Origin of the sequence: Actinoplanes sp. CA-131856, from assembly GCF_050956135.1 — a bacterium.
Classification (GTDB): domain Bacteria; phylum Actinomycetota; class Actinomycetes; order Mycobacteriales; family Micromonosporaceae; genus Actinoplanes.
Window position 1 is genome coordinate 3020369 of record NZ_CP191849.1, and the last position, 24231, is coordinate 3044599.

Consider the following 24231-nt stretch of genomic DNA (forward strand, 5'->3'; position numbering starts at 1 on the left):
ATCGTGGTGCGGACGGGCGGCGTACCGCAGGCGAACGCCTTTCAGTCACCCTGATAACGAGCGATCATGGTGGTCACCGCCTCGTCCACGGCGTGCTCGATCGCTGGTCGCCCGGGCGACCAGTCGGTGAGCAGGAGTGTGGGCCAGAAGACGAAATTCGCGATCATCCCGAGGAACTGGGTCGCGGCCAGGTCGGGATCGTCGACCTTCGCGAAGCCGGCGTCGTGCACGGCGGCCAGATAGCGGCTGACCGACTCGAAGTACGGCATCTTCCCCCGGGAGAACTGGGCCTCGCCGAGCTCGGGGAAGCGCGGCAGCTCCGCGATGACGATGCGGAACAGCGCGGTCATCCCGGGACGGGTGAGCAGCTCGACATATCGACGCCCGACGGCGGTCAGGCCCGCTCGCAGGTCCCCGGCCGGCGGCTCCGGGTCGCCGGCCGCCTCCAGCTGCCAGGACTCGGTCACGATCGCGTCGAAGAGCGCCGCCTTGGTGGGGAACTGCTTGAAGAGGGTCGCCTTGGAGACCCCGGCCGCGTCCGCGATCTTGGCCAGCGAGGTGCCGTCGTAGCCGGCCGCCAGGAACAGGCTGGTCGCCGCCTTGAGGATGGCGGCGCGCTTCTCCTCGGCCACGCGCCGGTGGTACGCCGAGGGCTCGGTGGTCATGGCCCCAGTATGCCCGATGGCGAGGTGAGTCACTTGACTCACCACGCCAGGAGCCCGTACCGTCCGGTGGTGAGGTGAGTCGGTCAGCTCACCACCCTACCCGGTAAGGATCGGTTCCATGTCACGCTTCACCAATCAGACCGCCCTGACCACCGGTGGCACCGGTGGGATGGGCGAAAGCCACGTCCGGGCGTACCACGCCGAGGGGGCGAACGTCGTCATCGGCAGCACGGCCCGTGGCTCGGGGCAGGCCGCCGCGCTCGCGGCCGAGCTGGGCGAACGAGCCGTCGCGGTCAGCCTCGACGTCACCCGTGAGGAGGAGTGGGCCGCGGCCGTCGCCACGGCCGAGCAGGCCTTCGGCCGCGTGACGATTCTGGTGAACAACGCGGGCGTCCAGAATCCCGCCGTCACGATCGAAGCCACCGACCGCGACCTCTGGGACCGCACCTTCGCGGTCAACGTGACCGGGCAGTTTCTCGGGATCAAGGCCGTGACCCCCGCGATGCGGCGGGCCGGCGGCGGCGTGATCGTGAACGTCGGCTCGACGATGGGGTACGGCGGTGGTGCTCTCTATGCCTCCTACGTCGCGAGCAAATGGGCGATCCGCGGCCTGACGCTGAGCGCCGCCCTCGAACTGGGCCGCGACAACATCAGGGTCAACGCCGTTCACCCCGGTGTCGTCGCCACCAAGCTGATCACCGAGCCGGCCGCGCCGGGCGAGCGGCCGATCGCCGACTTCTACGACCCGGAGCCGTTCGCGGTGCCCCGCCTCGGCGAGCCGGCCGACGTCAGCGCCGCCCTGCTGTACCTGACCTCGCCGCAGGCGTCGTTCGCCACCGGAACCGAACTCGTGCTCGACGGCGGCCTGCTGCTGGGCCCGGCCCTGCCGGGACGGGTGTGACAGATGGCAACCGGGTCCGCCGGCTTACAGCAGGGTGGTCAGGACGCCTCCGTCGACGCGCACGGCTGAACCGTTGATCGCGGAGGCGGCGGGGCTCGCGAGGAACGTCACCGCGTTCGCGATCTCGCTCGGTTCGATGAAGCGGCCCAGCAGGGACGTCTTGTTGGCGCCGATGATCGCCGCCTTCATCTGCTCCTCGCCGAGGGACTGCGCACCGGCCAGCGTCCGCACCGTCCGCGCGACACCATCGGAGTACGTCGGGCCGCCCAGCACGGAGTTGACCGTCACCGCGGTGCCCTTCGTGAGCTTCGCCAGGCCGTTGCCGACCGAGAGCATCGCCGTCTTGGACGTGCCGTAGTGGATCATGTTGGCCGGGATGTTGACGCCGGACTCGCTGCTGACGAACACGATCCGGCCCCAGCCCCGCTCCAGCATCGCCGGCATGAGGCGCCGGGCCAGCCGGACGCCGCCCAGCACGTTCACCTCGAAGTAGAGCCGCCAGTCGTCGTCGGAGATGAGCTCGAAGGGCTTGAGCTCGAAGAGCCCGACGTTGTTGACCAGGATGTCGATCTCCGGGAGGCGCTCGCACAACCGGTCGACGTCCTCGGCGACCGCGAAATCGGCGGCCAGGCCGCTGACGGACACGCCGGGGACCTCGTCCCGCAGCGCCTCGGCCGCCTTGTCGAGCTTCGCCGTGTCGCGACCGTTGAGGATCACGTTCACGCCTTCGCCGGCCAGCGCCCTGGCGGTGGCGAAACCGATACCTTGGCTCGATCCGCTGATGAACGCGGTCTTGCCCTCGAGCTGCAGGTCCATGGGTCCTCCTCGGGAATGGCCGCCGACCGGAGCCGCGGCGGCTGATTCGATGCTGCCGCCGGCCGATGAGCATTCGATGAGTGGATCGGTAGCCCTCAATCCAGTCGTCATGGCGACAGATCAGCCGTCGAATCGGTGGATGCGGCCAAGATGACTATGGGGGAGGGGTATGACTGTCAATCTCCGGGGGCGTTCCGCGATCGCCGACCGGGCCGGCGACGGACCGCTCGATCATCTGCGCACGATGATCCGGGCGTTGCCGGTGCCGACCTCGCCCGTGACCTTTCCCAGCCGCGAGGCCGCGCTCGGGCTGGCCCTGATGGATCTGTCGTTCCGGCTCGACCATCTGCCGCGGCTCTCGGAGCATCTGACGCTGATGGACCGGGGGCACATGAGCCGGACCATCAGCGTCGACGTCGACCTCGATCTCATCTCGGGGCGGCTGCGCGACACGCTCGTGGTGCCTGGCGAGGTGATGCCGGGCGAGAGGCCGTCGCTGTGGGTGCCGGTGTCCCGGTACAGCCGCCGCGACCTGGCGCCGGTGGTCATCCGGGAGTCGAACGGCGAGGTGGTGCCGCGGCTGTCGCACCGCGACGCCAACCGGGTCACCGCGGCCGCCTTCGTCAAGCTGCTCTTCATGCTGATCAACGCGCACGAGGACGTGTCGGCCCCGGCCAGCCCGATCCATCAGCTGCGGCACACCCATCAGCGGTCGCGGTGGCTCATCGAGGCCGCGATCACCGAGCTGATCATGGTGGGGGCGCCGGCCGGGCAGCGGCTGCACACACCGCTCGACCACGCCGAGCTGGCGGCGCCGGTGGCGCGTGGGGGCGGCTCCCACTCCGTACGGGACCTCGCGCTCGTCGGTCTCGACGCTCTTTTCCCGGGGGATCAGCAGGTGCCTTTCGCGCGGCTGCTGCAATTGGCCGTACGCCAGTACATCCTGGTCGCTCAGCTCGGCCTGGACCGCCCCCGCCGCTTCCTGACCTGGGACGCGCCGCTGCTGCCGGCCCAGCACCGGCCGGCGCCGCTGCAGACGCTGGCCAAGAACGTGCTGCCGGTCAACCGCGAGTTCGTCGTCGAGTACGAGACCGAGATCCCGCGCTCGGTGAAGGCGTACCACCTGACCCTGGAGGTCCGTCAGGAGATCAGCGTGCGCCGGTTCCTGATGTCCAGCGACGTCGACGAGGAGTTCGTCGAGGTGCTGGCCCAGGACCTGGAGTCGGTGGCCCGGCGTGCGGCCCGGCTCGGCGACCACCACAAGCTGCTCGAACTGGAGATGCAGGGGATCGCGTCGCGGCTGGCCGAGCTGGGCCGCCGGCGCCTGGTCGACCTGGCCGGCTACGAGGCGTACCTGGCCCGCCTGCCCATCCCGGTCGGTCCCGGCTCGGCGCCGCCGCCCGTGCGGATGAGCTCGGCCCAGGTCATCGAGGCACTGTCCCGCGGCGACTGCTCGCTCGAGGTGCTGGCCGCGTTCTGCGCCCACTACGCGGCCGACGGCATGCAGCACCTGGCCAAGAGCCTGCTGGCCGGCCCGGCCCTGCTCAACATCGCGGCCGGTCTGCGCGCGTCACAGGTGGGCCGGGACGTCACCACCGACAACGACCCCCGCGAGCACGGCGCGCACGCGCACTGGCGCCGCCCGTCGGTGGAGCTCAGCCCGCAGTCGACCGAGCCGGTGCGGGTCTTCGCCTACATGGCCCTGGCCGACGAGGCGCCGGCCCTGATCGAGAGCATCACCCGGATGGTGGCCGGGCTGGCCCTGGTCGTGCTGGGCATCGGCACGCTGCTGTCGGGCGGCGTCCGGTGGCTCCACTCGTCCGAGGTGTCCGACCACTTCGCGCCCGAGCAGGCCGACGCCGTCGTCGCCGTGCTGCTGCTGGTGCCCGGCCTGCTGCTGGCCCGGCTCGACCTGCCCAGCACGAAATCGGTGCTGGGCCAGCTCCACAAGTTCCAGCGGACCCTGGCCGCGGCCTCGGTGGTGGTGACCACGGCGCTGGCCATCGTGGTCGGCACCGTGCAGTCCGACGAGGAGATGACCCGGATGTTCCAGCTGGCGCTGGCCGTCCTGCTCGGCATCCTGGTCTGCTGCCTGTGCGAGTTCTACGCCCGCCGGATCCACCGGGGCAGCTCGGTGCCCCGCTCGACGAAGGTGCCCCGGTGGCTGCGCGACGCCCGCCGCTCCACCCGGCACCCGGTCGAACCGGACGACTTCTTCGACGCCCGCGGCGAGGTGTGACATGACCGAGCCCGCCAGCTCCACCAAGTCGTCCGAGCTGGCCCGGATCGCGGCCGAGGCGGCCGGCACCCACTTCTCGTCGGTGCAGTTCACCCTCACCCACCGGGCCGCGAACGGCTCGGTGCCGGCGCCGCCGATCGACCCCGACAAGGAGGACCCGAACGGCTGGCCCACCGACTTCTGCCACTTCTCGGCGGCCGGCCTGTCGGTGTCCACGTCGACGTGGCCGTCGGCCATGACCGCGTTCAGCGGCCGGGTGCAGATCGGGCTCGAGGAAGGAACGGGACAGCGGGACACGTACGCCTACTCCGGTTACGCCGTGCCCAACCCCGGCTTCCTCAACCAGTCCACCCGCAAGGTCGAGGTCATCATCACGCTGGGCACGACGCACTGGTCGCCGACGTACCGCGAAGCCCTCATGCAGGCCCTCGTCATCGAGAAACTCACCGGACTGGCCGCCGAACGCGACGCCCCCGTGCTCCACCTGCACACCCCCGTGGCCCCGGTCCCGCAGACCAGCAAGGCCGAGCGCGGCGACGGCTCCAGCGAGCGCCTGCGCGACGCGATCGGTCCCTGCCTGCGCTTCTCGGTCGGCGTCGACCCGGCCCTGTCCGGCACCCGCCTCGACTTCGAGACGGAGCTGGCGGCACTGGCCGAGGAGTACGGATTCGGCCTCAAACTCAGCGATCAAAGGCTCAACCGGGTACGGGGTGAGTGGTTCACGATCCGCGGCTTCGACAAGGAGCGCTATCGCCAGGCCCGCAACCGCCTGTTCCCGGACGCCCCGGCCCTGACACCCCGCCGCGCGGTCATCGCGAGCGTGGTCGGCCCGTCCCGCACGGGCACGACGGCGGCGGCGGTGGCGGCCCTGCGGGCGCGCGGCATCGGCGTGCTGGCCGCCTCCATCTCCAGCATGCGCAAGACCACGTTCATCAACCTGGTGCTCCCGGTCGCGGCCGGCGTGCCCCGCCCGCTCCCGCAGTGGTCGGGCGGCTGGCTCGAGGCGCTGCCCCACCTGAGCGCGGTCACCGGCCATCCGCCCGGCGCCGCCGGGGAGACCGACGACAGCCTGATCGACGACTGGAAGGTCGCGGTCAGCCCGGCCATGCGCTGCACGTATCCGCCGTCGAGCCAGCAGACCGGCGCCACCATCACCGGCCGGGTGCCGTACCCGATCTGGCTGTGGTGGCAGCTGCCGCACCGCACGGTCGACACTCCGGCACTGCTGTCCGAGGTGCAGGCGGCGCTGCGCCCGCACACCCGGCGGTGCGAGATCGCCTACGCACAGTCCCGCCTGTGCCGGGGCGACGTCGTGCGGGGCCGGGCCAAGCTGGTCGTGATGCTGTCGGAGGAGCACCGCGACCACGCCGCCGTCCAGCGCCTGCTCACGGACGCCACCGAGGCCGCGCAGTTCCGCATCCGTGAGCGCCTCCCGCTGCTCGGCTGCGTCGACCCCAGCAAGATCCGCCTGCGCCTGTCCCCGCGCGAGCGCTGGCTCAACTACGCCGGCATCTCCACCTGATCTAGTGGCCGGCGGGCGGCACCGTGGGCAGCAGCGCGGTCGGAGCGTCACCCATGCCGCCCGGGGCCGGCTTTTTCCGGCGGCGGATCACCACCACGGCCAGCGCGGTCAGCCCGGCGCCGATCAGCAGGCCGCCCAGGACGAACGGCAGCGGCCCGCTGCCCTCGTCACTGACCGTCGTGAGGGCGAGGGGTGCCGCCGAGGCGGCGGTCGCGTCCGTCTCGGGAACGCCGGCCTCGTCCACGGTCGCCGTCGCGGTGGGCGTCGGCGAGGTCGTGGTGGGCGCGGGCACGGCGGCCAGGGCCAGCCGAACGCTAGCGGTGCCGGTGGTGGCCTTCAGGGTCGTGCGGGCCGTGCGGTAGCCGTCGAGGGCCGCGACGACCGTGAGCCGCCCCGCGGCGATCGGCTCGACGATGGAGAACCGCCCGTTCCCGTCGGTGGTCGCGCGATAGTCGTGCCCGGCGCTGTCCCTGACGGTCACGGCCACACCGCCGAGCGCCTTGCCGCCGGAGTCGCGCACCCGGCCGGAGACGCCCTCCACCTTCGACGCCGGCTTCGGCGACGGCTTGGGCTGCGACGCGCCCGAGCCGTGGATGGTGATCATCTTGAAGTCGTAGCTGTTCTGCCCGCCGAGCCGTACACCCACCGAGATGTTGAGACCGAGGGTCTCGCCCGCGCCCACCGCGGGCGCGACGACGGTGGCCTGGAAGTCCTGGCTCTTGCCGGGTCTGAGGGTCGGCTCGACCCGGCAGCCGGTGGCGCAGGGCAGGCCGCCACCGACCACCACGATGGCCGTCCCGGCGCCGCCGCCGGTGTTGGTGACACGGAACTTGACCCGGACCTTGTCGCCGGGCTTCACGTTGTCGGCCGACACGCTGAGAATGCTGACGGGCGCCGGCGCGGCCGCCGCCGGCGTCGCGGACACGGCGAGCGTCCCTCCGATCAGCGCCACCACTGCGGCGGCCCGGGCCCATCGGGCAGGGGAACGCGTCGTCACTTCCAACCACCTTCTCCACGGCAAGCGACACCGGCCGATGACGCCGCAGGACACTATGCCCTGTCCCGCACCGCCCGCGCGATCCGCCGCCGCGTCGTGGGGCCATATATCCGCGCCTGGGGGCTATTTCGTGTGGTCTCGGGAATGGCGGGGATCGGGGCGGACGGGCCGGGGTGGGTCGATTGATCGGTGGAATCGATGGATCACAATGGACGGTTAAACTGCGGCTGATTCCTGGCCATTCCTCGACCGGAGCGCGGGGCGCCGGAACGATATTGGCGTGAAAGCCCGCCTGGTTGTCACAGGGGGAGCGCGCGCATGAGTTCTCTGCCCAGCTATCAGCAGCTGTTCGGTGATCTCGATTTCCGGGGCGGCGACGACGCCCAGTCGGTCTGCTCGCCGGCGGCCTATCTGGCCGATCTCCTGCGGCTCGGCGGGGAAGGGCTCGCCCAGCGGCGGCCCGATCTGCGCGGCGTGCCGCTGGACGCCGAGCACACCAGCACCGAGGTGCCCTATCTGGACATCGTCAACGAGGTGCTGGCGGCCGATCTGGCCGCGCGCCCCGGGAAGCGATCGCCGGCCGAGATGGTGCATCCGCTGTCGCTGCCGTTCTCGGTGGGGCACGCGCGGGACGGCATCGCCCTGCGGCGGCTCGGCACCGATCGGGCCGAGGTCTACCGTGCCTTCGCCGACGAGCCCGATCCGGACGTCGCGGCCCGGGCGGCGCTCGGGCTCACCGGCGAGCAGACCGCGCTCATCACGACCGAGCTGGCCGACGGCGCGCGGCTGCGTGAGTGCCTGGGTGTGCCGCCGGGGGACGGCGATCCGTACCCGGAACTGGAGGAACGCGCCGCGCTCGGGGTGACCCAGGCCGAGACCGAGACTCTGCTGAGCGTGATCGGCGGGACGCCGCGCACGGCCGCGTGGTTCGAGCGGGCGCACCGTTTCGTGCGGCTGGCCCGGGGGACCGGCCTGTCCCTGACCGAGCTCGACCTCGTGCTCCGCTCCTGCTGCGCCAACCGGATCGACGCCGCCGCGATCAGGACCATCGCCGGCCTGCTCGATCTGCGGCGTGATCTCGACCGGCCCCTGGAGACCGTCGTTTCCCTGGTGGCGGGCTTGGAGACCACCGTGGAGCTGACGGAGGCCGAGGTGGCCACCGTTGTCGAGCGTCATGACGGCACGGTGACGCCGGTTCTGCTCTCGCGGGTCGGTGTGCTCACCGACGCGCTCGGCATCGGCGTCGACGAGCTGTTCGACCTGTTCGAGGCCGGTGGCGACGACGTGGAAAAGGTCGTGAGCCTGGCCCGGTGGCTCGGTGAGACCGGGATGACCACCGACGACCTGCTGATGGTGCTCGGCGCCGGCCGCCACCGCGACGACGTGGAGGCGTTCCCGGCGCCCGGCGAGGACTGGCCCGAGGCCGGGATCTTCGAGTCCGAGCGGTTCGGGCCGCGGGCCGCGCAGGTGATCCACGACCTGCTGCCCGAGCTCAGCGCCTACGAGGTTCTCGGCGAACTGCCCCAGGTGGCCGCCGAGGACCTGCTCGGGCTGGGCCTGGACGACCGGCTCGCCACGAAGATCTACACGAACCTCGTGCTGCGGGGCTACCTCGATCCCGACGGCATCCCCTTGACCGGCGAGGAACCCGTGCTGGCCGGCGACTTCACGGCCTGGCAGCACAGCCTGTCCTGGCTGCTGGCCGATCTGTGGGAGCAGGACGACCTGCCGATGTGCTTCCCGTCGGATCTGCGCGCCCTGGACGGGCTCGACGACGCCGGCCGGGCCGAGCTCTACGACAATCTGATCTTCAACGGGTACGTCGACACCGACGGCCGGCTGCTGCGGGCCGACCTGGAGGACGCCAACGCCGACCTCTCCGGCCTGGCCGGGCACGTGCACGACATCCTGCGGGAGCGGTCGCAGGCCTTCACCCGGGCCGTGATCCCGCTCGACCCGGTCGAGTTCGCCCCGCTCATCGACGACGCCGACGACTGGGACACCCTGCTGCGCAGCATGCAGTTCAACGGGCACCTCGATGACGAGTACGCCTATCGCGACCCGGCCGGGCTGGTGCGGCTCACCCCGGCCGAGTTCACCGTGGACGTCCGTTTCCATCCGCTGCGGGCCCGGCTGCTCGACGCCGTCCAGGGCCAGCTGACCCGGGCCCGGGCCGAGATGTCCGCGCTGACCGTCGACGACTTCCGCGATCTGGCCGACGCCGAGGCGGCCCGCCGCGCCCTGGACGGCGGCCGGTTCACCGGCGCCGAGAACACGCAGATCGCCCTGCGGCTGGCCACCGTGGCCGCCGACGGCGCCCCCTACCGGGTCGACCCGGAGATCGTGCCGGCCCAGCTCCTGGTCGACGCCGGCTATCTGACCGAGCGGCTGATGGTCCCGGAGGAGCTGCTCGACTGGTTCGGCCGCGCCCACCACGTGAACGACTTCGTGGTGCCCGAGCTCGGCGACTTCAGCCGCGAGGTCTTCCTGATGCTGCACGCGGCCGCCGTCGAGACGACCGCCGCCGTCGGCGAGATCACCGCGACCTTCGCGGCCTGGGAGCGGGTGCGGCGGGACACGCTTTTCACGGCTTTGCAGGACGCGTACGGCATCTCGGCCGCCACCGCCGAGGCGATCTGGACGGGCATCGGTGGCGACCCGGGTGACCCGGTCACCATGCGCCGCTTCCGCGGCTTCGCCGTGCTGGCCGCCCGTCTCGGGCTGCGACCGGCCGACGTGGCCGTCGCCTTCCACGACCAGGACCTGCGGGAGTCGTACGCCGAGCCGGTCGCGCTGCCGGCCGGCGCCGACGGCATCGACGCCATCCTCGAGCGGGACGGCGAGCCCACCCTGCTCTTCCGCGGCGACCGCTACTGGGCCCTCCCGTCGGCCGTCGCCCGCCCGGTGTCCGAGATCTTCGGGTCCCTCGTCTCCGTGGACGCCGCCTTCACCGATCCGGGCGGCACGAGCTGGATCGCCGGGCGCGACCGCGACGGCGTCTCGTCCACCCTCGTCCGGGAGCCCGGCCACACCCGGTGGACGCGGCGTGCCCAGGAGTGGGGCAAGGTCCGCAACGTCTTCGCCGAGCCGGCGGCCCGCATCGACGCCGCCTTCGTCGACGAGGCCGGGCGCGTCCATCTGTTCTGCGGAGAGCATTACGTCCGCTACTCCGGACCGGACTATTCGCAGGTCGATCCCGGCTATCCCCGCCTCGTCGGTGAGTGGTGGGAGGGCGATGTGCACGGCACCCCGCTGCCGGCCCGGTTCCGGGGCACGCTGGACGCGGCGTTCCGCGGCCACGACGGCGTCACCTATCTGTTCGCCGGCGACAGTTTCCTGGCCGTCGGCGGGGAGCCGCGGCCGATCGCCGAGTTCTGGGGCCGCGTGCCGTGGCCGGAGCGCTTCGACGCCGCGTACGTCAAAGGATCGTTCCTCTATCTCCTCTCCGGAGACCAGGTGATCCGGCAGAGCAACTGTGTGGAGAACGACGACCTGGGCGCCGACGACGGCTATCCGCGGCGGATCGCCTCCGAGCTGCCGGGCGGGTTCGACAGCGGCGTCCAGGCGGCCTTCGCCGACGGCGCGGGCGTGGTGCACCTGTTCAAGGACGGCCGCACCATCGCCCTGGAACCGGACGGCCCGAGTGTGGCCCCGACCGCCGAACGCTGGGGCGTGCTGGCCCCGGTGCTGCCGGGCGGCCGGGTCGACGCCGCGCTGACCGGGCTCGACGGGCGTGCCTATCTGTTCAGCGGCGACCACTACGTGCGCTATTCGGCCGCCGACTACACAGCGGTCGACTCGGGTTATCCGCGCGCCGTGACCGACTTCGGGCTGCGCCGCGTCACCGCCGCCTTCACGATGGACGGCGCGACCCACCTGTTCGGCGAGGGCGGCCTGCTGTTCCGTACGGCGCGGGACCCGGACGCGGAGGCGGAGCTGGAGGCCGGACGGGTGCCCGGCCGGCTGCTCGGCCTTCTGGAAGAGCACGGCTTGGTGGGTACGACAGTGAGCGCACCCTGGCAGCTGACGACGGCCGGGGGAGTGCGGCTCACCGTCACCCGCACCGAGAAGCACCTCGAAGTGGGCTGCGATCCCGGCGCCGACGGCTTCCACGTGCGCTTCAGCGAGCGCCGCGAACACAGCGAACCCGACGCCGGCTATCCGCGCCCGCTCGACGAGGCCTGGTGGAACCCGCCGCTGCCGTCGCGCGGCGCCGCCGTCTTCACCACCGGCGACGGCCGCGTCCACCTGGTGGCCGGCGGCGCCGTCACCACCTTCGACGGCCGGCGCCGCTGGTGGACGCCACCGCGACCACTGGCCGAGCAGTGGGACGACCTGCCCTTCGAGACCCTGAGCGCCGCGTTCACCGGAATGGACGGCCGTACCTATTTCTTCTCTGAAAATGACTACGCGCGCTATTCCTCGTCCCGGCTCGACGACCGCTACCCGGCGCCGACCGCCGGCTTCTGGGGCACCGTGGTCAACCACATCGCGCGCACCGGCCGGGTCGACGCGACGCTGGTCGCGGGCGAGCACACGTACCTGTTCTCGGGCGATCAGTTCGTCCGCTACACCGGCGACGCGAGGGTGGTCGACCTCGGCTATCCGCGGCGGCTGGCCGAGCTCCCGAAGGAACCACGCCTGACCGGCCTGGCCGAGGTGCCGGAGACGATCGACGCCGCCTTCGCCGACCGGGGGACCGTCTATCTGATCAGCGGCGACCGGTGTCACGCGGCCTCGACGGCGGCCTACCGGCGCTACGACAGCGCCGTGGGCGAGCCGCCGGCGTGCGCGGTGATCGACGACGGGGCGCTGTTCTCGCTCGGCCACTACGGCTGGCGGCGCTACACCTCGATCGAGGGCACCCTCGTCGAGTCGGTCGAGCGGGAACCGCGGCGACTGCGGGGCGTACCGGCCGAGTACCGCAAGGACATCGACGCCGTCCTGCACGGCACGGACGGCGCCATGTACGTCTTCAAGGGCGCCGACTGCTGGAACAACGCGGCCAGGGCGGTCTATCCGGTGGCCGAGGAGTGGGGCCGCCCGCGGAACAACCTGTGGCACGAGAGCGTGGCCGACGCCGGGTTCGTGGCGGCCGACGGGCGCACGTACGTCTTCAGCGGCGACCAGTTCGTCGTCTACGACGGGCTGGACTACGCCGGGGCGTACGCTCAGGGGCCGTTCTTGATCTCCGAGCATTTCGCCGGTCTGACCGAGGTCGCGCTCGCCTACGTCTACGACGGCGTCACCTATCTGTTCGAGCCGTCCGGCCGCTACCTGGTCTACTCCGGCAAGGAGCTCGACGAGCCGGACGAGGACTTCCCGCAGGAGGCCGGTGCCGATTTCTGGGGCATCCCGCCCGCCTATCTGCCGGACGGCTTCACCATGCCGGACGCCGTGCTGGCCAACGGCGAACACCTGCTGGTGCTCGTCGGCGACACCTGCCTGACCTACGAGGAGGCGACCGGCACGTGGGCGGCGCCGCGGCCCCTGGCCCGCCTGTGGCGCGGCATCGGCGCGGCCGGCGATCTGCGCACCGCGTTCACCGGGCGCGACGGGGCGACGTACTTCTTCTTCGGCCTCGACTTCACCCGCTTCTCCGGCGGCGCGTTCGCGGAGCGCCGCCCCGTCCGCGACCACTGGGGACTGACCCCGCACACGTTCACCAAGGTGGACGCCGCGTTCGCCGACGATGGCGTCACCTATGTGTTCTCGGGCGACCAGTACGCCCGCTACAGCACCAGCGACTACCGCTGGACCGACCCCGGCTATCCCCGGCCGATCGCCGGCAACCTGAGCCACGAGGACGCCTTCGCGGCGCTGCCGGTCGAGGCCCTGACCGGCGGAGTCGACGCGGTGGTGAGCAACGACCGCACCATCTACCTGTTCGCCGGCGACACCTGCCACGTGCTGTCGCACGAGACGACCACGACCTTCGAGGTACGCCGTCTCGGGCGGGCCCGGAACACCGTGACCGAGCGCGGGCGCGTCGACGCGGCGCTGGTCACCGCCGAGCACACGTACCTGTTCAGCGGGGACCAGGCGATCCGCTACACCAGTGACGACTACACGCGGGTCGACGAGGGTTTCCCGCTGACCCTGGGCGCCGCCCTGCCCGGCCTGCCGCCCGGCTTCCGGCACGGCATCGACGCCGCCTTCCAGGCTCCCGGCGGCGACACCTATCTGTTCGCCGGCGACCAGTACGCCCGCAACGGCGCCGTGGCCCCGCTGGCCGGCGCGTGGGGTGTGCCCCGCGACGACTTCCGCGAGGCCGGTCTCCAGGCCGCCTTCGTGGCGCCGACCGGCGAGCTGTACGCCTTCAGCGGCACCCAGTACGTCCGCTACCCGGCCGGCGTGTTCGACGTCGTCGAGGACGGCTATCCCCGGCCGATCGCCGCCGACTGGGGCTTCGGCGACCACGTCGACGGCGCCTTCACCCTGCGCGGCCGCACCTATCTGGTCCGGGGCGACCGCTACGCGCGCTACAGCGACGGCTACGCCGCCATGGACCGCACGTTCCCGCGGCGGGTGGCCGACCGCTTCGCCGACACCGCCGACTACCGGCTCGGCGACCTGCGGCTGATCGCCGCCTACCGCGCGCTCGGGCTCGGACCGGCCTTCGCGCCCGGCGCCCCGCCTCTGGAGGACCCGTACGCGCACGTGGCCGAGGTGCTCGGCTGGGACGCGGCCGAGCTGCGCTGGTGGCGCCGGGTCTCCCGCTTCCCCGACGACACCGACCGCCTGGAGCTGGAGTTCCTGGCCCGCGCGGCCGTGATCTTCGCGCTGGCCGGCCGGACCGGCGTCGCCCCCTCGAAGCTGCGCGACGGCGCCTTCCTGACCGCCGAGCTGACCGAGCGGATCCACGACGAGCTGAACGAGGCCGTCCGCGACGCGCTGGTCGCGGCCAGCGGCGGCACCCCCGGCGAGCTGTTCGCGCGGTTCCTGCTCGACGTGCGGGCGGGCGGCGGGCAGGTCACCTCCCGCATCCGCGAGGGCATCGGCGCGGCCCAGCTCTACCTGCACCGCTATCTGCTCAACCTGGAGCAGCCGGAGGGTGACGACGAGACCCGGGAGAGGGTCCGGCGCTGGTGGTCGTGGATGCGGGCCTACCGGCTGTGGGAGGCCAACCGGGCCGTCTTCCTCTATCCGGAGAACTACCTGCGCCCGGAGCTGCGCACGACCCGTACGCCCGCCTTCAAGGCCCTGGAGAGCGACCTGCTGCAAGGGGAGATCACGGCCGAGACGGTGGACCGGGCCTATCGCCGCTATCTGGACGAGTACACCGAGGTGTCCCGGCTGACCATCGCCGGCGGCTACGTCTACACGAAGGACCAGCTCGCCGACGGGCCGCGCCGGCTCATCCTGTTCGGCCGCACCAAGACCGACCCGCGCCGCTACTACCACCGGCGGGCCGAGTTCGGCAGCCGGATGAACCTGGCCGCGACCTGGGAGCCGTGGCAGCCGGTGGGGGTGCGCATCGACGCCGACCGGGTGCATCCGGTGCACGCGTTCGGGCGGGTCTTCGTCTTCTGGACCGTCATCGAGACCGTTGTCGAGGCCAAGGCCACCCAGCGCGTCCGGATCCGCTATTCGTTCCAGGACCTGACCGGCGGGTGGGTGCCGGAGCAGACGCTCGGCGACAGCCCGTTGCACGAGGGGGCGATCTCCGGCGTACGGCTGCTGGTCCTGCCCCGCATGAAGGCCGACACCGGGCGGATGTCGGTCCTCGCGTCCTGCGCGTACACCGTGACGCCGCCCGAGGGCGCGGCCGTCGAGGCCCGGCTGCTCTACGACCTCAACCCCGAGTTGTACGCGGACCAGTTGCCCGCGGACGCCGAGGACGACCTGGACGCCGTCACGGCGGGCCGGGTCGCGCAGATCTTCCTCGACCCCGTGGACCCGGCCGCCGTGGTCCGCCTCGACGCGCCCGCCGGCACCGACGTGTGGCCCTGGTTCAGCGTCGACCACAAGGGCGGAAGCTTCCTGTGCCGGCCCGTGACCGTGACACCGGAGGACGCGCCGGAGCTGCCCCTGACCGGCAACGAGGACGGCCTGCCCGCCCCCGGCCCCGACTGGACGGCGGTCGACGCCGCGGTCGCGCTGCCCGGTGGCACCCGGCTGTTCTTCGACAACGCCGGCCACCGGTGGCGCTCCGGCGCCGAGACGGGCGACATCGCGCCCCGCTGGGGAACGGCCCGCCAGGTGCTGCCCGCGGCCGGCCCGGTCGACGCCGTCCTGTTCCGCGGCGACCGCACCTTCGTCTTCAGCGGCCGCCAGTACGTCGCGTTCACCGGCACCCCGTTCGAGCGCCCCGAACCCGGCTATCCGCGCGACATCGACGGCAACCCGGACCAGATCCCGTACCTGGGCCGCATCGACGTCGCCTTCGCCACCCCGGACGGCGTCGAGTACTTCGTCTCCGGCGGCACCTGGGTCACCTCCGAGGCGCCGGCCACCAGCCGGCCCCTGGCCGAGCTGTGGCGGCACGACTCCGAGCCCTTCGCGCTCCGGACGGTGCTGGTGACCGACGACGCGACCTTCTTCATCGGCGGCGGGCGCTCCCTGCGGTTCCCGCATCCCGCCCAGCGGGAGCGCGGCGCCCCGTTCGGCGAGCCGAACGGCGACGGCTTCGCCAGCGACGTGCGCTTCGACGTCGTCGCCCGGCGCGACCGGACCACGTACTTCTTCGACAACGAGCGCAACGAGTACGTGCAGCGCGTCGCGCGCCGCCGGGACGTGACGCGGCCCATCCACGTGCCCAGCGCCATCGTCGCGGCCCAGGCCGTCGACGCGGCCTGGGTGGGCGGGGGCAAGCTCTATCTGACCCGCGGCGACGAGTACGTCCGGTACACGCTCGACGGCGACACGGTGCCCCCGCTGGTCGACGACGGCTATCCGGCGAAGCTGCCCCGCGTCATCGACACCGTGCTGCCCCGCGGCACCGACGTCTACCTCTTCAGCGGCGCCGACTACTGCCGGATCGTCGCCACCACCGAGCCGAACCGGCTGCCCGGCGCGGTGCCGGTGGCCGGGGCGTGGGCCGAGCTGACGCCGTTCACCGCGGCCCTGCCCGGCATCTTCTTCCTCGGCCCCAACGCCTATCTCAAACACGACGTCACCCTGGACGTCCCCCGCCCGTACGAGCTGTCCCGCCTGCCCTTCGAGATCGTCCGGCTCACCACCGGCACCGCCTCGGAGCTCAACCGCAAGCTGCTCTCCGGCGGGGTGGACGCCCTGCTCGACCTGAGCACCCAGGAGACCGACGAGGTGCCGCTCAGCGTCGACCCGGCCGACGTCACCGCCATCCGGGTCTCCGACGAGCTGGTCGACGACGACCGCCTGCCCAGCGGCTCGCACCTCGACTTCCGCAGCGCCAACGGCCTCTACTACTGGGAGATCTTCTTCCACGCCCCGGTGCTGATCGCCCAGGCGCTCAACCAGGCCCAGCGCTTCTCCGACGCCCGCCGCTGGTACGAGTACGTCTTCGACCCCACCGACCCGCGCTCCTGCTGGCGGTTCCTGCCGTTCCTCGCGATCGACCCGGGCGAGCTGGCCGACGGCCTGGCCGAGCTGCTCACCCGCGTCCGCCGGGCCGGATCGTCGACCACCAGGACCCAGACCGCCCTCGATCCGGTGCTGACCGCCCTGCGCGATCTGGCCCCGGCCGTGGAGCAGAGCCGCGGCCCGCTGACCCCGGCCGAGCAGGCCGCCCTGGTCACCATCACCGACCCGGCGAAACACAAGGATATCGCCGACGCCGTACGGGCCATGCTCGCCGTCAAGACGGTCACGCCGGCCCGCCGCGAGGCGATCGAGCGGTTCCGCGAGGCGACCCTGCTCGCGGTCGAGGCCGCCACACTGTTCGACGCCGTGGGCGACCGGGAGAGCCTGCTCCGGGCGTACCAGGAGGACCCGTTCGATCCGCACGCCGTGGCCGGGCTGCGGCCGGTCGCCTATCGGCGGGCGGTCGTGATGGCGTACATCGACAATCTCCTCGATTGGGGTGACATGCTGTTCCGGCAGTTCACGCCGGAGACGGTGGACGAGGCCCGGATGCTCTACGTGCTCGCCCACGACCTGCTCGGCGAGCGCCCGGAGCGCCTGGCCACCCGGCTGCTGCCGGCCCGCACGGCGGCCGGCCTGACCGAGCAGGACGTGCTCGGCTTCCTCACCGGCGGCGGCACCCTGCTGGCCGGGGCGGGCGAGGTGCACGCCGGGCTCACCGACCCGTACTTCACCATCGGCGAGAACCGGATGTTCGCCGCCTACTGGGACCGGGTCGAGGACCGGCTCGCCAAGATCCGGGCCTCGCAGGACATCCTCGGCGTCGCCCGGTCGCTGCCGCTGTTCGCGCCGCCGGTGGACGCGGCGTCCCTGGTGGCCGGCGTGGCCGACGGCGCGGCCCCGGCTTCGCTGGCCGCGAACGCGGCCGCGGCCGTGCCCCACCTGCGCTTCGCCGCGGTCCACCGCCAGGCCCGGGAACTGGCCGACCGGCTCACCCAGTTCGGCGGCGAACTGCTCGGCGTCCTCGAACGCGGCAGCGCCGAAGAGTTGTCGCTTCTCCAGAGCCGCCAGGAGCAGGCGATCCGGGCCATGGGCCGCGACATCCGGCTGGCCCGGGTGCGCGCCGCCGAGCAGAACCTGGCCCAGCTCACCGTGAACCGGACGGCCGCGGCCGACCGGATCACCCACTACGAGACCCTGCTCGCGGCCGGCCTCACCGTGCTGGAGACGGCCGAGCTCGAGGCCATGCGGCACGCCGGGAACCTGCACCTGTCGGCGGGCGTGCTCAAGGGCGCCTCCGCGCTCGCGCACGTCGTCCCGCAGTTCTCGCTCGGCCCGTTCATCCTCGGCTCGGAGACCGGCGGCGAGCAGGCCGGCTCGTCTTTGGACAAGTTCGCCGAGACCAGCGAGTCGCTCGGCGAGGCGTTCAGCATGATGGGCGAGGCGCTCGGCCGGCAGGCCCAGCACGAGCGGCTCACCCAGGACTGGACGTTGCAGGTGGCGACCGCCCGCAGCGACGTGCTCCAGCTCGACCACCAGATCGCCGCCGCGAGCGAGGAGGTGGCGGTGGCCCGGCGCGAGGCCGAGATCGCCGAGCGGGAGATCGCCGGCCTGGACGAGGTGGCCGCGTTCCTGCGGGCCAAGTTCGCCAACACCGAGCTGTACACGTGGATGGCCGGGCGCATGTCGGGCCTGTACTTCCAGGCGTACCAGCTCACCTACGACACGGCCTCGGCCGCCGAGCGGGCCTTCCAGTTCGAGCACGGCTCGGAGGAACGGTTCATCGCGCCCGCGTACTGGGACAGCCGGCGCAACGGCCTGCTGGCCGGGGCCGCCCTCAGCGTCGACCTCGACCGTCTCGGCCGCGCCCACCTCGACGACGGCGGCCGCGGCCTGGAGATCACCCGGCAGGTGTGGCTGAGCGAGCTCGACCCGGTGGCCCTGCTGAGCCTGCGCGACGGCGGGGCGGGGGAGTTCGCGTTCACCGAGAACCTGTTCGACCGCGACTTCCCGGGCCACTACCGCCGTCAGCTGCGCACGATCGCGGTGACCTTCCTGGACGCCGAGGGGCAGGTGCTCGCGCTCAACGCCACGCTCACCCAGCTCTCGCACCAGACGGTCCTGTCAACAGATCCTTCGGCCGTACGTCATCTGCTCGATCCTCAAGGAGTCGCGCCGTCCACGGTGCGCGGGGACTGGCGGGGCGGCCAGGAGATCGCGCTGTCCGAGGTGGACGCCGGGCAGCCGAACAACGGGCTGTTCGAGCTGCGCTACGACGACGAGCGTTACCTGCCGTTCGAGGGCACGGGCGCGGTGTCGGCGTGGCGGCTGTCGCGATCGGCGGCCGGCGCGGCGCCGTACGACGTGCTCCTGACCCTCCGCTACACCGCCGAGACGGGCGGCGCGGCCTTCGCCGAGACGGTGAAGGCGATGCTCAAGCCGCGCCCGGCGGCCCGGCTGTTCGACGTGGCCCGCGACTTCCCGGCCGAATGGGAGTCGTTCACGGCCGGCGGCCCGCTGGAGCTGCCGTTCGCCACCGACATGTTCCCCGGCATGGCCGGCCGGCGCATCACCGGCGTCCTGACCGCGTACGACCTGACCGACGGCGTCCTGGCCCGCCTCCTGCTCGACGGTGAGCCCTTGACCTCCGGGACCCTGCTGGCCCCACCCGGCCTGAGCGTCCGCGACGGCGCTCTTTGGACCTTCACCCTCGACGGCGACCCCGCCGCCCTCCACAACGTCGGCCTGGTGCTGACGTACCAAGCCCTCTGACAAGACGGGAGCAGTCATGCCGAACCCCACCACTCCACGCCGCCCCAAGGCGGTCACGCCGACGCCCACCCTGCCCAGGACCACACCGGTGAGCGCGGTGAAGTGGACGCCGACCGGCCGCAAGTCGGGCCCGCCGGCCCCCACCAAGCGGACCACCCCGGTGATCGGCATGCGCGCGCAGACACAGGTCGGGCTGCCCCCGACCAAGACCGCCGCGCCCGCCCTCGTCGCCCCCACCGTCGCCGGACCCACTGTCGACCCGGTGACGGACGCGGACGATGCGCTGCCACCGGCCAAGCGCGCCGAGCCGGCCCTGATCGCCTCGTCCGACACCGTTCTCACCCCGGCCGTGGCCCAGCTCATGGCCGACGCCATCGACGTGCCGCACGCCGTGCTCAACCTGGTCTCGCAGGGCCGTCATCAGGCGGCCGAGTTCGTCGTCATGGGCGTGCGCACCGCCCTCGAGTCGATCCAGCTGGCCGAGCCGGCCCCGCCACCGCCGAGCCGGTCCGAGACGCTGCGGGCCGCCCTGGACGACATGCTGGCCAACTGGTCCACGATGACCGACCAGGACATCGTGGACACCCTGCGGGCCATGGTCGACGGCCTCACCGACGACCGTACGGGGCCCCGCTCCATCGGCTGATCAGTGACCGGGCCCGGTGATCATCCGGTTCCGTTCGGTCTCGTGCGCGCCGCCCTTCGTAGCCAGCGTCGCGCACGCTTCCTCGATGTCGCGGGCCAGCGTGTCGACGTGCTCGCGGCTCATCGTCTCCTTGACCAGGGCGCGCATGATCGTCACGTTCTGCGCGTCCGGCGGCAGCGTGTAGGCCGGCACCATCCAGCCCCGCTCGGCCGCCAGCTGCCAGGCCAGGTCGAACTCGTCGTACCCGTTGTCGGCGGCCAGCCGGAACGCCACCAGCGGCAGCTGCTCCTCGTCCGGCCCGATCAGCTCGAACAGACCCATCTTGGCCAGCTTCTCGCCCAGCACCCGGGCGTTGACCTGCATGTTCTTCATGATGTAGGCATAGCCGGCCCGTCCGTAGCGCACGAGGTTGTAGTACTGGGCCAGCACCATGGCCGAGCCGGTCGAGAAGTTCAGCGTGAAGGTCGAGTCCGTCTTGCCGAGGTAGTTCTCCGTGAAGACCAGCTCGCCGGCCAGGTCGGCGCTCTCCCGGAAGATCAGCCACCCGATGCCCGGATAGACCAGCCCGAACTTGTGCCCCGACACGTTGATCGACCGCACCTGCTCGAGCCGGAAGTCCCACGCGGTGTCCGGGTAGAGGAAGGGCCACACGAAGCCGCCGCTGGCCCCGTCCACATGCAGCGGCACGTCCAGACCGCGCTCACTCTTGATCCGCAGCAGGAGCTCGTTGATGCCCTCGATGTCGTCCTTGTGCCCGGTGAAGGTGGTGCCCAGCACGGCCGCGACCCCGATGGTGTTCTCGTCGACGAAAGGCTCCACATCGTCGGGCCCGATCGTGTACTTGCCGGGCCGCAACGGCACGATCCGCGGCTCGACGTCGAAGTAGCGGCAGAACTTCTCCCACACCACATGCACGTCCCCGCCGAAGACAAGGTTGGGCGTAGCGGTGGGGGAGCCGCCCCGCCGTTTCCGCCAGTTCCACTTCAGCGACAGCCCACCCAGCATGATCGCCTCGGACGACCCCTGCGTCCGCGCGCCGGTGGTCTCGCCCGGCGCGTGGAAGAGATCGGCCAGCATCCGGATGCACCGCTGCTCGATCTCGGCGGTGCGCGGATACTCCGCGTGGTCGATGAAGTTCCGGTGCAGGTTGCCGGCGATGATCCGCTGCGCTTCGGGCTCCATCCAGGTGGTGACGAAGGTGGCCAGGTTCCGGGCCGGATCACCTTCGAGGGCCAGGTCTTCGGAGACGAGCCGAAAGGCGTCCTGGGCCGTCATCCCGTCGGCCGGGAACGTCCGCGTCGGCACCTCGTGCGTGGCGAACCGGTTGCCGTAGAGGGCGGCGTCGCTCGTGCCGGTCATGTGCTCTCCTCAGATAGGGGCGGACGGGCACCAGCAGAACGGCCCCGACCAGGAAACAGAGGGCGCCGAGTAGCGTCCCGGCGAGATCGGCCCGAAGGGCGAGCACCTGACCGGAGCTCGGAAGGATGTAGCCGGCCAGGGCCGAGGCCATGAAGAAGATCGAGCCCACCATGTTGAGCCAGGCGATCCACCGGCCCCGCCACCCGCCACCGGCGGCGAGAACCCCGAACACGCCGGCGACGAGAAAAAGGGTGGACCCGAACATGTCGGGCCGCCAGACGTGCCGATCCTCCTGCTGAACCGACAGATTGTGGACAAGGGCGACAAGCGTGCTGACATTGAAGAAGAGCGTCCCCGGAAACTGGGTGACGGCGGCCAGCCAGTTCCGATCGCGCGGCCGGGGCCCGTAGACCTGCGCCTGCACCAATTGCAGAAAAGCAGCCGAGGTGAAGAACAACGACCCGATGAAGTACGTCCATGCGTCCGCGTCATCACCGACCGCCCCGGCATATGCGGGCACCGACCCGAGAACGAAGCAGGACGACCCCACAACGAACAGACAGGCGATCGCCGCATTGAGACGAGCCGGACGCATGCGCACGCGCGCCCCCACGAGATCGGCAGAAGGGCTTCAACCCCTCCCATGCAATGTCGGCACCCGCACCAGCACATCACCCGCCGTGGATGACCCGCCCTCAGCTCCGTCCCGCCCGCCCCTCAGCTTCGTCCTACCCGCCCCTAACGCCGACGCGCCACTCGGCCCGCACGGCGCGGCGGCGGGCGACCGCGTCGATCAGCCGTCATCCACCGGCGGCCCGGCTTAGAGCAAAGTCGTCCATCCCGAACACCACCGACAACGAGGCGGCAGCAGAATCCCGGCGGCGCGGTAAGGCCACGTTGGTCCGTGTCGCCGCAGCGTCGACGGCCGGGACGTGGACGCCCCCGACGGGCCGATGCCATCGCAGGCAGACGATGCGCCGCCCGCACGCCCGCACGCCCGCACGCCCGCACGCCCGCACGCCCGCACGCCCGCCCGCCCGCACGCCGCCCGCCCGCAGGCCCGGCCGTCTGCCTGGTCGAAGGGGCGTGGCACGTTCGAGTCACCCCGCTCAACCGTCGGGGTGGCTCGGACGCTCGGGCATTCCGGAAATTTCCGACTACGGGCCGACTTCAGCGCGTGATGGCATCAGCCGAACGCCACGACCTGCGCGTGGCCGGTGGGGCGCGATGCCACGGCACTCAGCGGGGGCAAGGAAAGCCGACGCGATGCCATGGCGCCTCGTCGGCGGCGAGGAAAGCTGACGCGATGCCATGGTGCCCCGTTGACGGCGAGGAGAGCCGACGCGATGCCATGGCGCCCCGCCGGCGGCGAGGAAAGCTGATGCCCCGATCGGGCGGCGGGTACAGGATCGCCGATCGGGGCCGGCCTCTCGGCCAGGGGCGTGCCAATGGTTCTGGAGTCAGCTGGACTGGCGCGAATGGGATGTCGAGAGGGATGTCAGGCCGTTGTCACTCCTCGGGGCTCGGGGTCTCTTCGCGGGCGGGCCAACAACGCGGCCACGGTGATCAGGGCGAAGCCCCACAAAGGCAGCTGCTGCAGGTCGCTCGGGGTGAGGATCGAGCCCTCGCCCAAGTCGTAGGCGCGCAGCAGGTCGATCGTGGGGCCGAAGGCGAAGCCGTGGCCGTGCACCAGTTCGCCCGTGCCCAGCGGCTCGGCCACCGTCAGGTAGCGCACCAGCGAGGCGACGAAACCGGCGGCCGACGGAATGACGAGGAGCAGGCCCGCCGTCATCAGCACCGTGCTGCGCAGCGGGCGGCGCGCGGCCCGGACCCGGTGCGCCAGCGCCACGCCGATCAGCCAGCCGGACAGCAGGCCCAGCACGGTTCCGGCGATCGTCAGTGGCAGGTAGGAAGCGGGGCGTGACGGCCAGCCCGCGACGGTGATGGTGCCGAGCGAGGGGTACGCGTAGACGTCGAGATGAACGCCCTCGGCCTCGGCGCCGAAGTGGACGTTGGCCAGGATGCCGTCGGAGCCGTCGCCGGTCACGAGCGGGCCGGTGGTCCACCCGTCGGCGGACAGCTTCTGGCGGGTCGCTTCCGCGCCTTCTGCGGCCGGGAGCGAGCTCTGCTCCTCGCCCCACAGGTAGTGGTCGGCGGCGCCGCCCGCCGGGAAGCCCAGCGCCGCCGGCTCGGGCAAAGTGGCGTAGCCGAACGTGCCCAGCCACGAACCGGCCGCCGCGCCCAGGGCGCCGCCGACCAGCAGGGTCGCGATGACGGCGATCAGGGCCAGCGGGCGCCGGACCGGCGGCCGGAAGCGCTCGCGCAGCCCGTCGAGCACCAGCCGGCGCTGGTCGGCGCGGGCCGGGGTGGCGCCGGGGGCGGCCATCTCGAGCATGGTCTCGATCAGCTCGGGGCCGTGCTTGCGGCGCAGCCGGGCCGGGTACGCCGCCAGCAGTGCTTTGTACGTCACGCGGCACCGCCGGCCGGGTGGGGCCGCAGCGCCAGCTGGCGGTCGACCGCGGCGGAGCGGCGGCGCAGCCGGTCGGCCTGCTCGGTCAGGGCGGCGGCCCCGTCGTCGCTGAGGCGGTAGTAGCGGCGCAGCCGGCCGTTCACCGCCTCCTCGCGGTCGACGGCGATCAGGCCCTGCTGGTCGAGCCGGTCGAGGGCGCCGTAAAGCGTGCCGGGTCGCAGATTGACGTCGCCCTCGGACAGCTCGGCGACCGACTGGATGATCCCGTAGCCATGCAGCGGCTGGGCCGCCAGCGCGGTCAGGATGAGAAAGGTGGGTTCCTGCACCCGTCAGACAGTAC

At 72.0% G+C, this 24231-nt stretch carries 12 protein-coding genes; 5 read left to right on the forward strand and 7 right to left on the reverse strand.

Features of this window, described 5'->3' with window-relative positions; translation table 11 throughout:
• Nucleotides 1–41: 41 nt before the first annotated feature.
• Nucleotides 42–665 carry a TetR/AcrR family transcriptional regulator gene (locus tag ACQP2X_RS14315; protein WP_498697125.1) on the reverse strand — a complete coding sequence of 208 codons (624 nt, stop codon included), beginning with the start codon at nt 663–665 and terminating at the stop codon, nt 42–44.
• A 118-nt stretch (nt 666–783) separates the two neighbouring features.
• Between ACQP2X_RS14315 and ACQP2X_RS14320 the strand changes: the two genes are divergently transcribed.
• Nucleotides 784–1566 carry an SDR family NAD(P)-dependent oxidoreductase gene (locus tag ACQP2X_RS14320; protein ID WP_498697127.1) on the forward strand — a complete coding sequence of 261 codons (783 nt, stop codon included), beginning with the start codon at nt 784–786 and terminating at the stop codon, nt 1564–1566.
• A gap of 24 nt (nt 1567–1590) precedes the next feature.
• Here the strand turns inward: ACQP2X_RS14320 and ACQP2X_RS14325 are convergent, their stop codons facing one another.
• Nucleotides 1591–2382: an SDR family NAD(P)-dependent oxidoreductase gene (locus tag ACQP2X_RS14325; protein ID WP_498697130.1), complete on the reverse strand. Its 792-nt coding sequence runs from the start codon at nt 2380–2382 to the stop codon at nt 1591–1593.
• Nucleotides 2383–2551: 169 nt separating this feature from the next.
• Here ACQP2X_RS14325 and ACQP2X_RS14330 point away from each other — a divergent pair, with 169 nt between their 5' ends.
• Both ACQP2X_RS14330 and ACQP2X_RS14335 read left to right on the forward strand, forming a co-directional pair.
• Nucleotides 2552–4621: a hypothetical protein gene (locus ACQP2X_RS14330; protein WP_498697133.1), complete on the forward strand. Its 2070-nt coding sequence runs from the start codon at nt 2552–2554 to the stop codon at nt 4619–4621.
• A gap of 1 nt (nt 4622) precedes the next feature.
• Nucleotides 4623–6143, forward strand: a complete 1521-nt coding sequence (locus ACQP2X_RS14335; RefSeq protein WP_498697136.1) for a hypothetical protein — start codon at nt 4623–4625, stop codon at nt 6141–6143.
• Between the two features lies 1 nt (nt 6144).
• On the opposite strand, the gene ACQP2X_RS14340 is transcribed toward ACQP2X_RS14335, so the two are convergent.
• Entirely contained in the window at nt 6145–7140 is a 996-nt protein-coding gene (locus ACQP2X_RS14340) for a carboxypeptidase-like regulatory domain-containing protein (RefSeq protein ID WP_498697138.1), read from the reverse strand.
• A gap of 318 nt (nt 7141–7458) precedes the next feature.
• Between ACQP2X_RS14340 and ACQP2X_RS14345 the strand changes: the two genes are divergently transcribed.
• Together ACQP2X_RS14345 and ACQP2X_RS14350 are read left to right on the forward strand one after the other, a co-directional pair.
• Nucleotides 7459–19416, forward strand: coding sequence for a hemopexin repeat-containing protein (locus ACQP2X_RS14345; RefSeq protein WP_498697140.1), 11958 nt, complete (start codon nt 7459–7461; stop codon nt 19414–19416).
• 16 nt (nt 19417–19432) lie between these two features.
• A complete protein-coding gene (locus ACQP2X_RS14350) occupies nt 19433–20062 on the forward strand; it encodes a hypothetical protein (protein ID WP_498697141.1) in 630 nt (209 codons plus the stop codon).
• Here ACQP2X_RS14350 and gad read toward each other — a convergent pair whose 3' ends face one another.
• From gad to ACQP2X_RS14370, 4 genes are all read right to left on the reverse strand, one after another.
• A complete protein-coding gene (gene gad / locus ACQP2X_RS14355; RefSeq protein ID WP_498700937.1) occupies nt 20063–21367 on the reverse strand; it encodes a glutamate decarboxylase in 1305 nt (434 codons plus the stop codon).
• Nucleotides 21282–22016 (reverse strand): YrhK family protein, encoded by a 735-nt coding sequence (locus tag ACQP2X_RS14360; RefSeq protein ID WP_498700938.1) that lies wholly within the window; start codon nt 22014–22016, stop codon nt 21282–21284. The genes gad and ACQP2X_RS14360 overlap by 86 nt, the downstream gene beginning before the upstream one ends.
• A gap of 903 nt (nt 22017–22919) precedes the next feature.
• Nucleotides 22920–23891 carry a hypothetical protein gene (locus ACQP2X_RS14365; protein ID WP_498697143.1) on the reverse strand — a complete coding sequence of 324 codons (972 nt, stop codon included), beginning with the start codon at nt 23889–23891 and terminating at the stop codon, nt 22920–22922.
• Nucleotides 23888–24217 carry a PadR family transcriptional regulator gene (locus tag ACQP2X_RS14370; RefSeq protein ID WP_498697144.1) on the reverse strand — a complete coding sequence of 110 codons (330 nt, stop codon included), beginning with the start codon at nt 24215–24217 and terminating at the stop codon, nt 23888–23890. The genes ACQP2X_RS14365 and ACQP2X_RS14370 overlap by 4 nt, the downstream gene beginning before the upstream one ends.
• Nucleotides 24218–24231 lie beyond the last annotated feature (14 nt).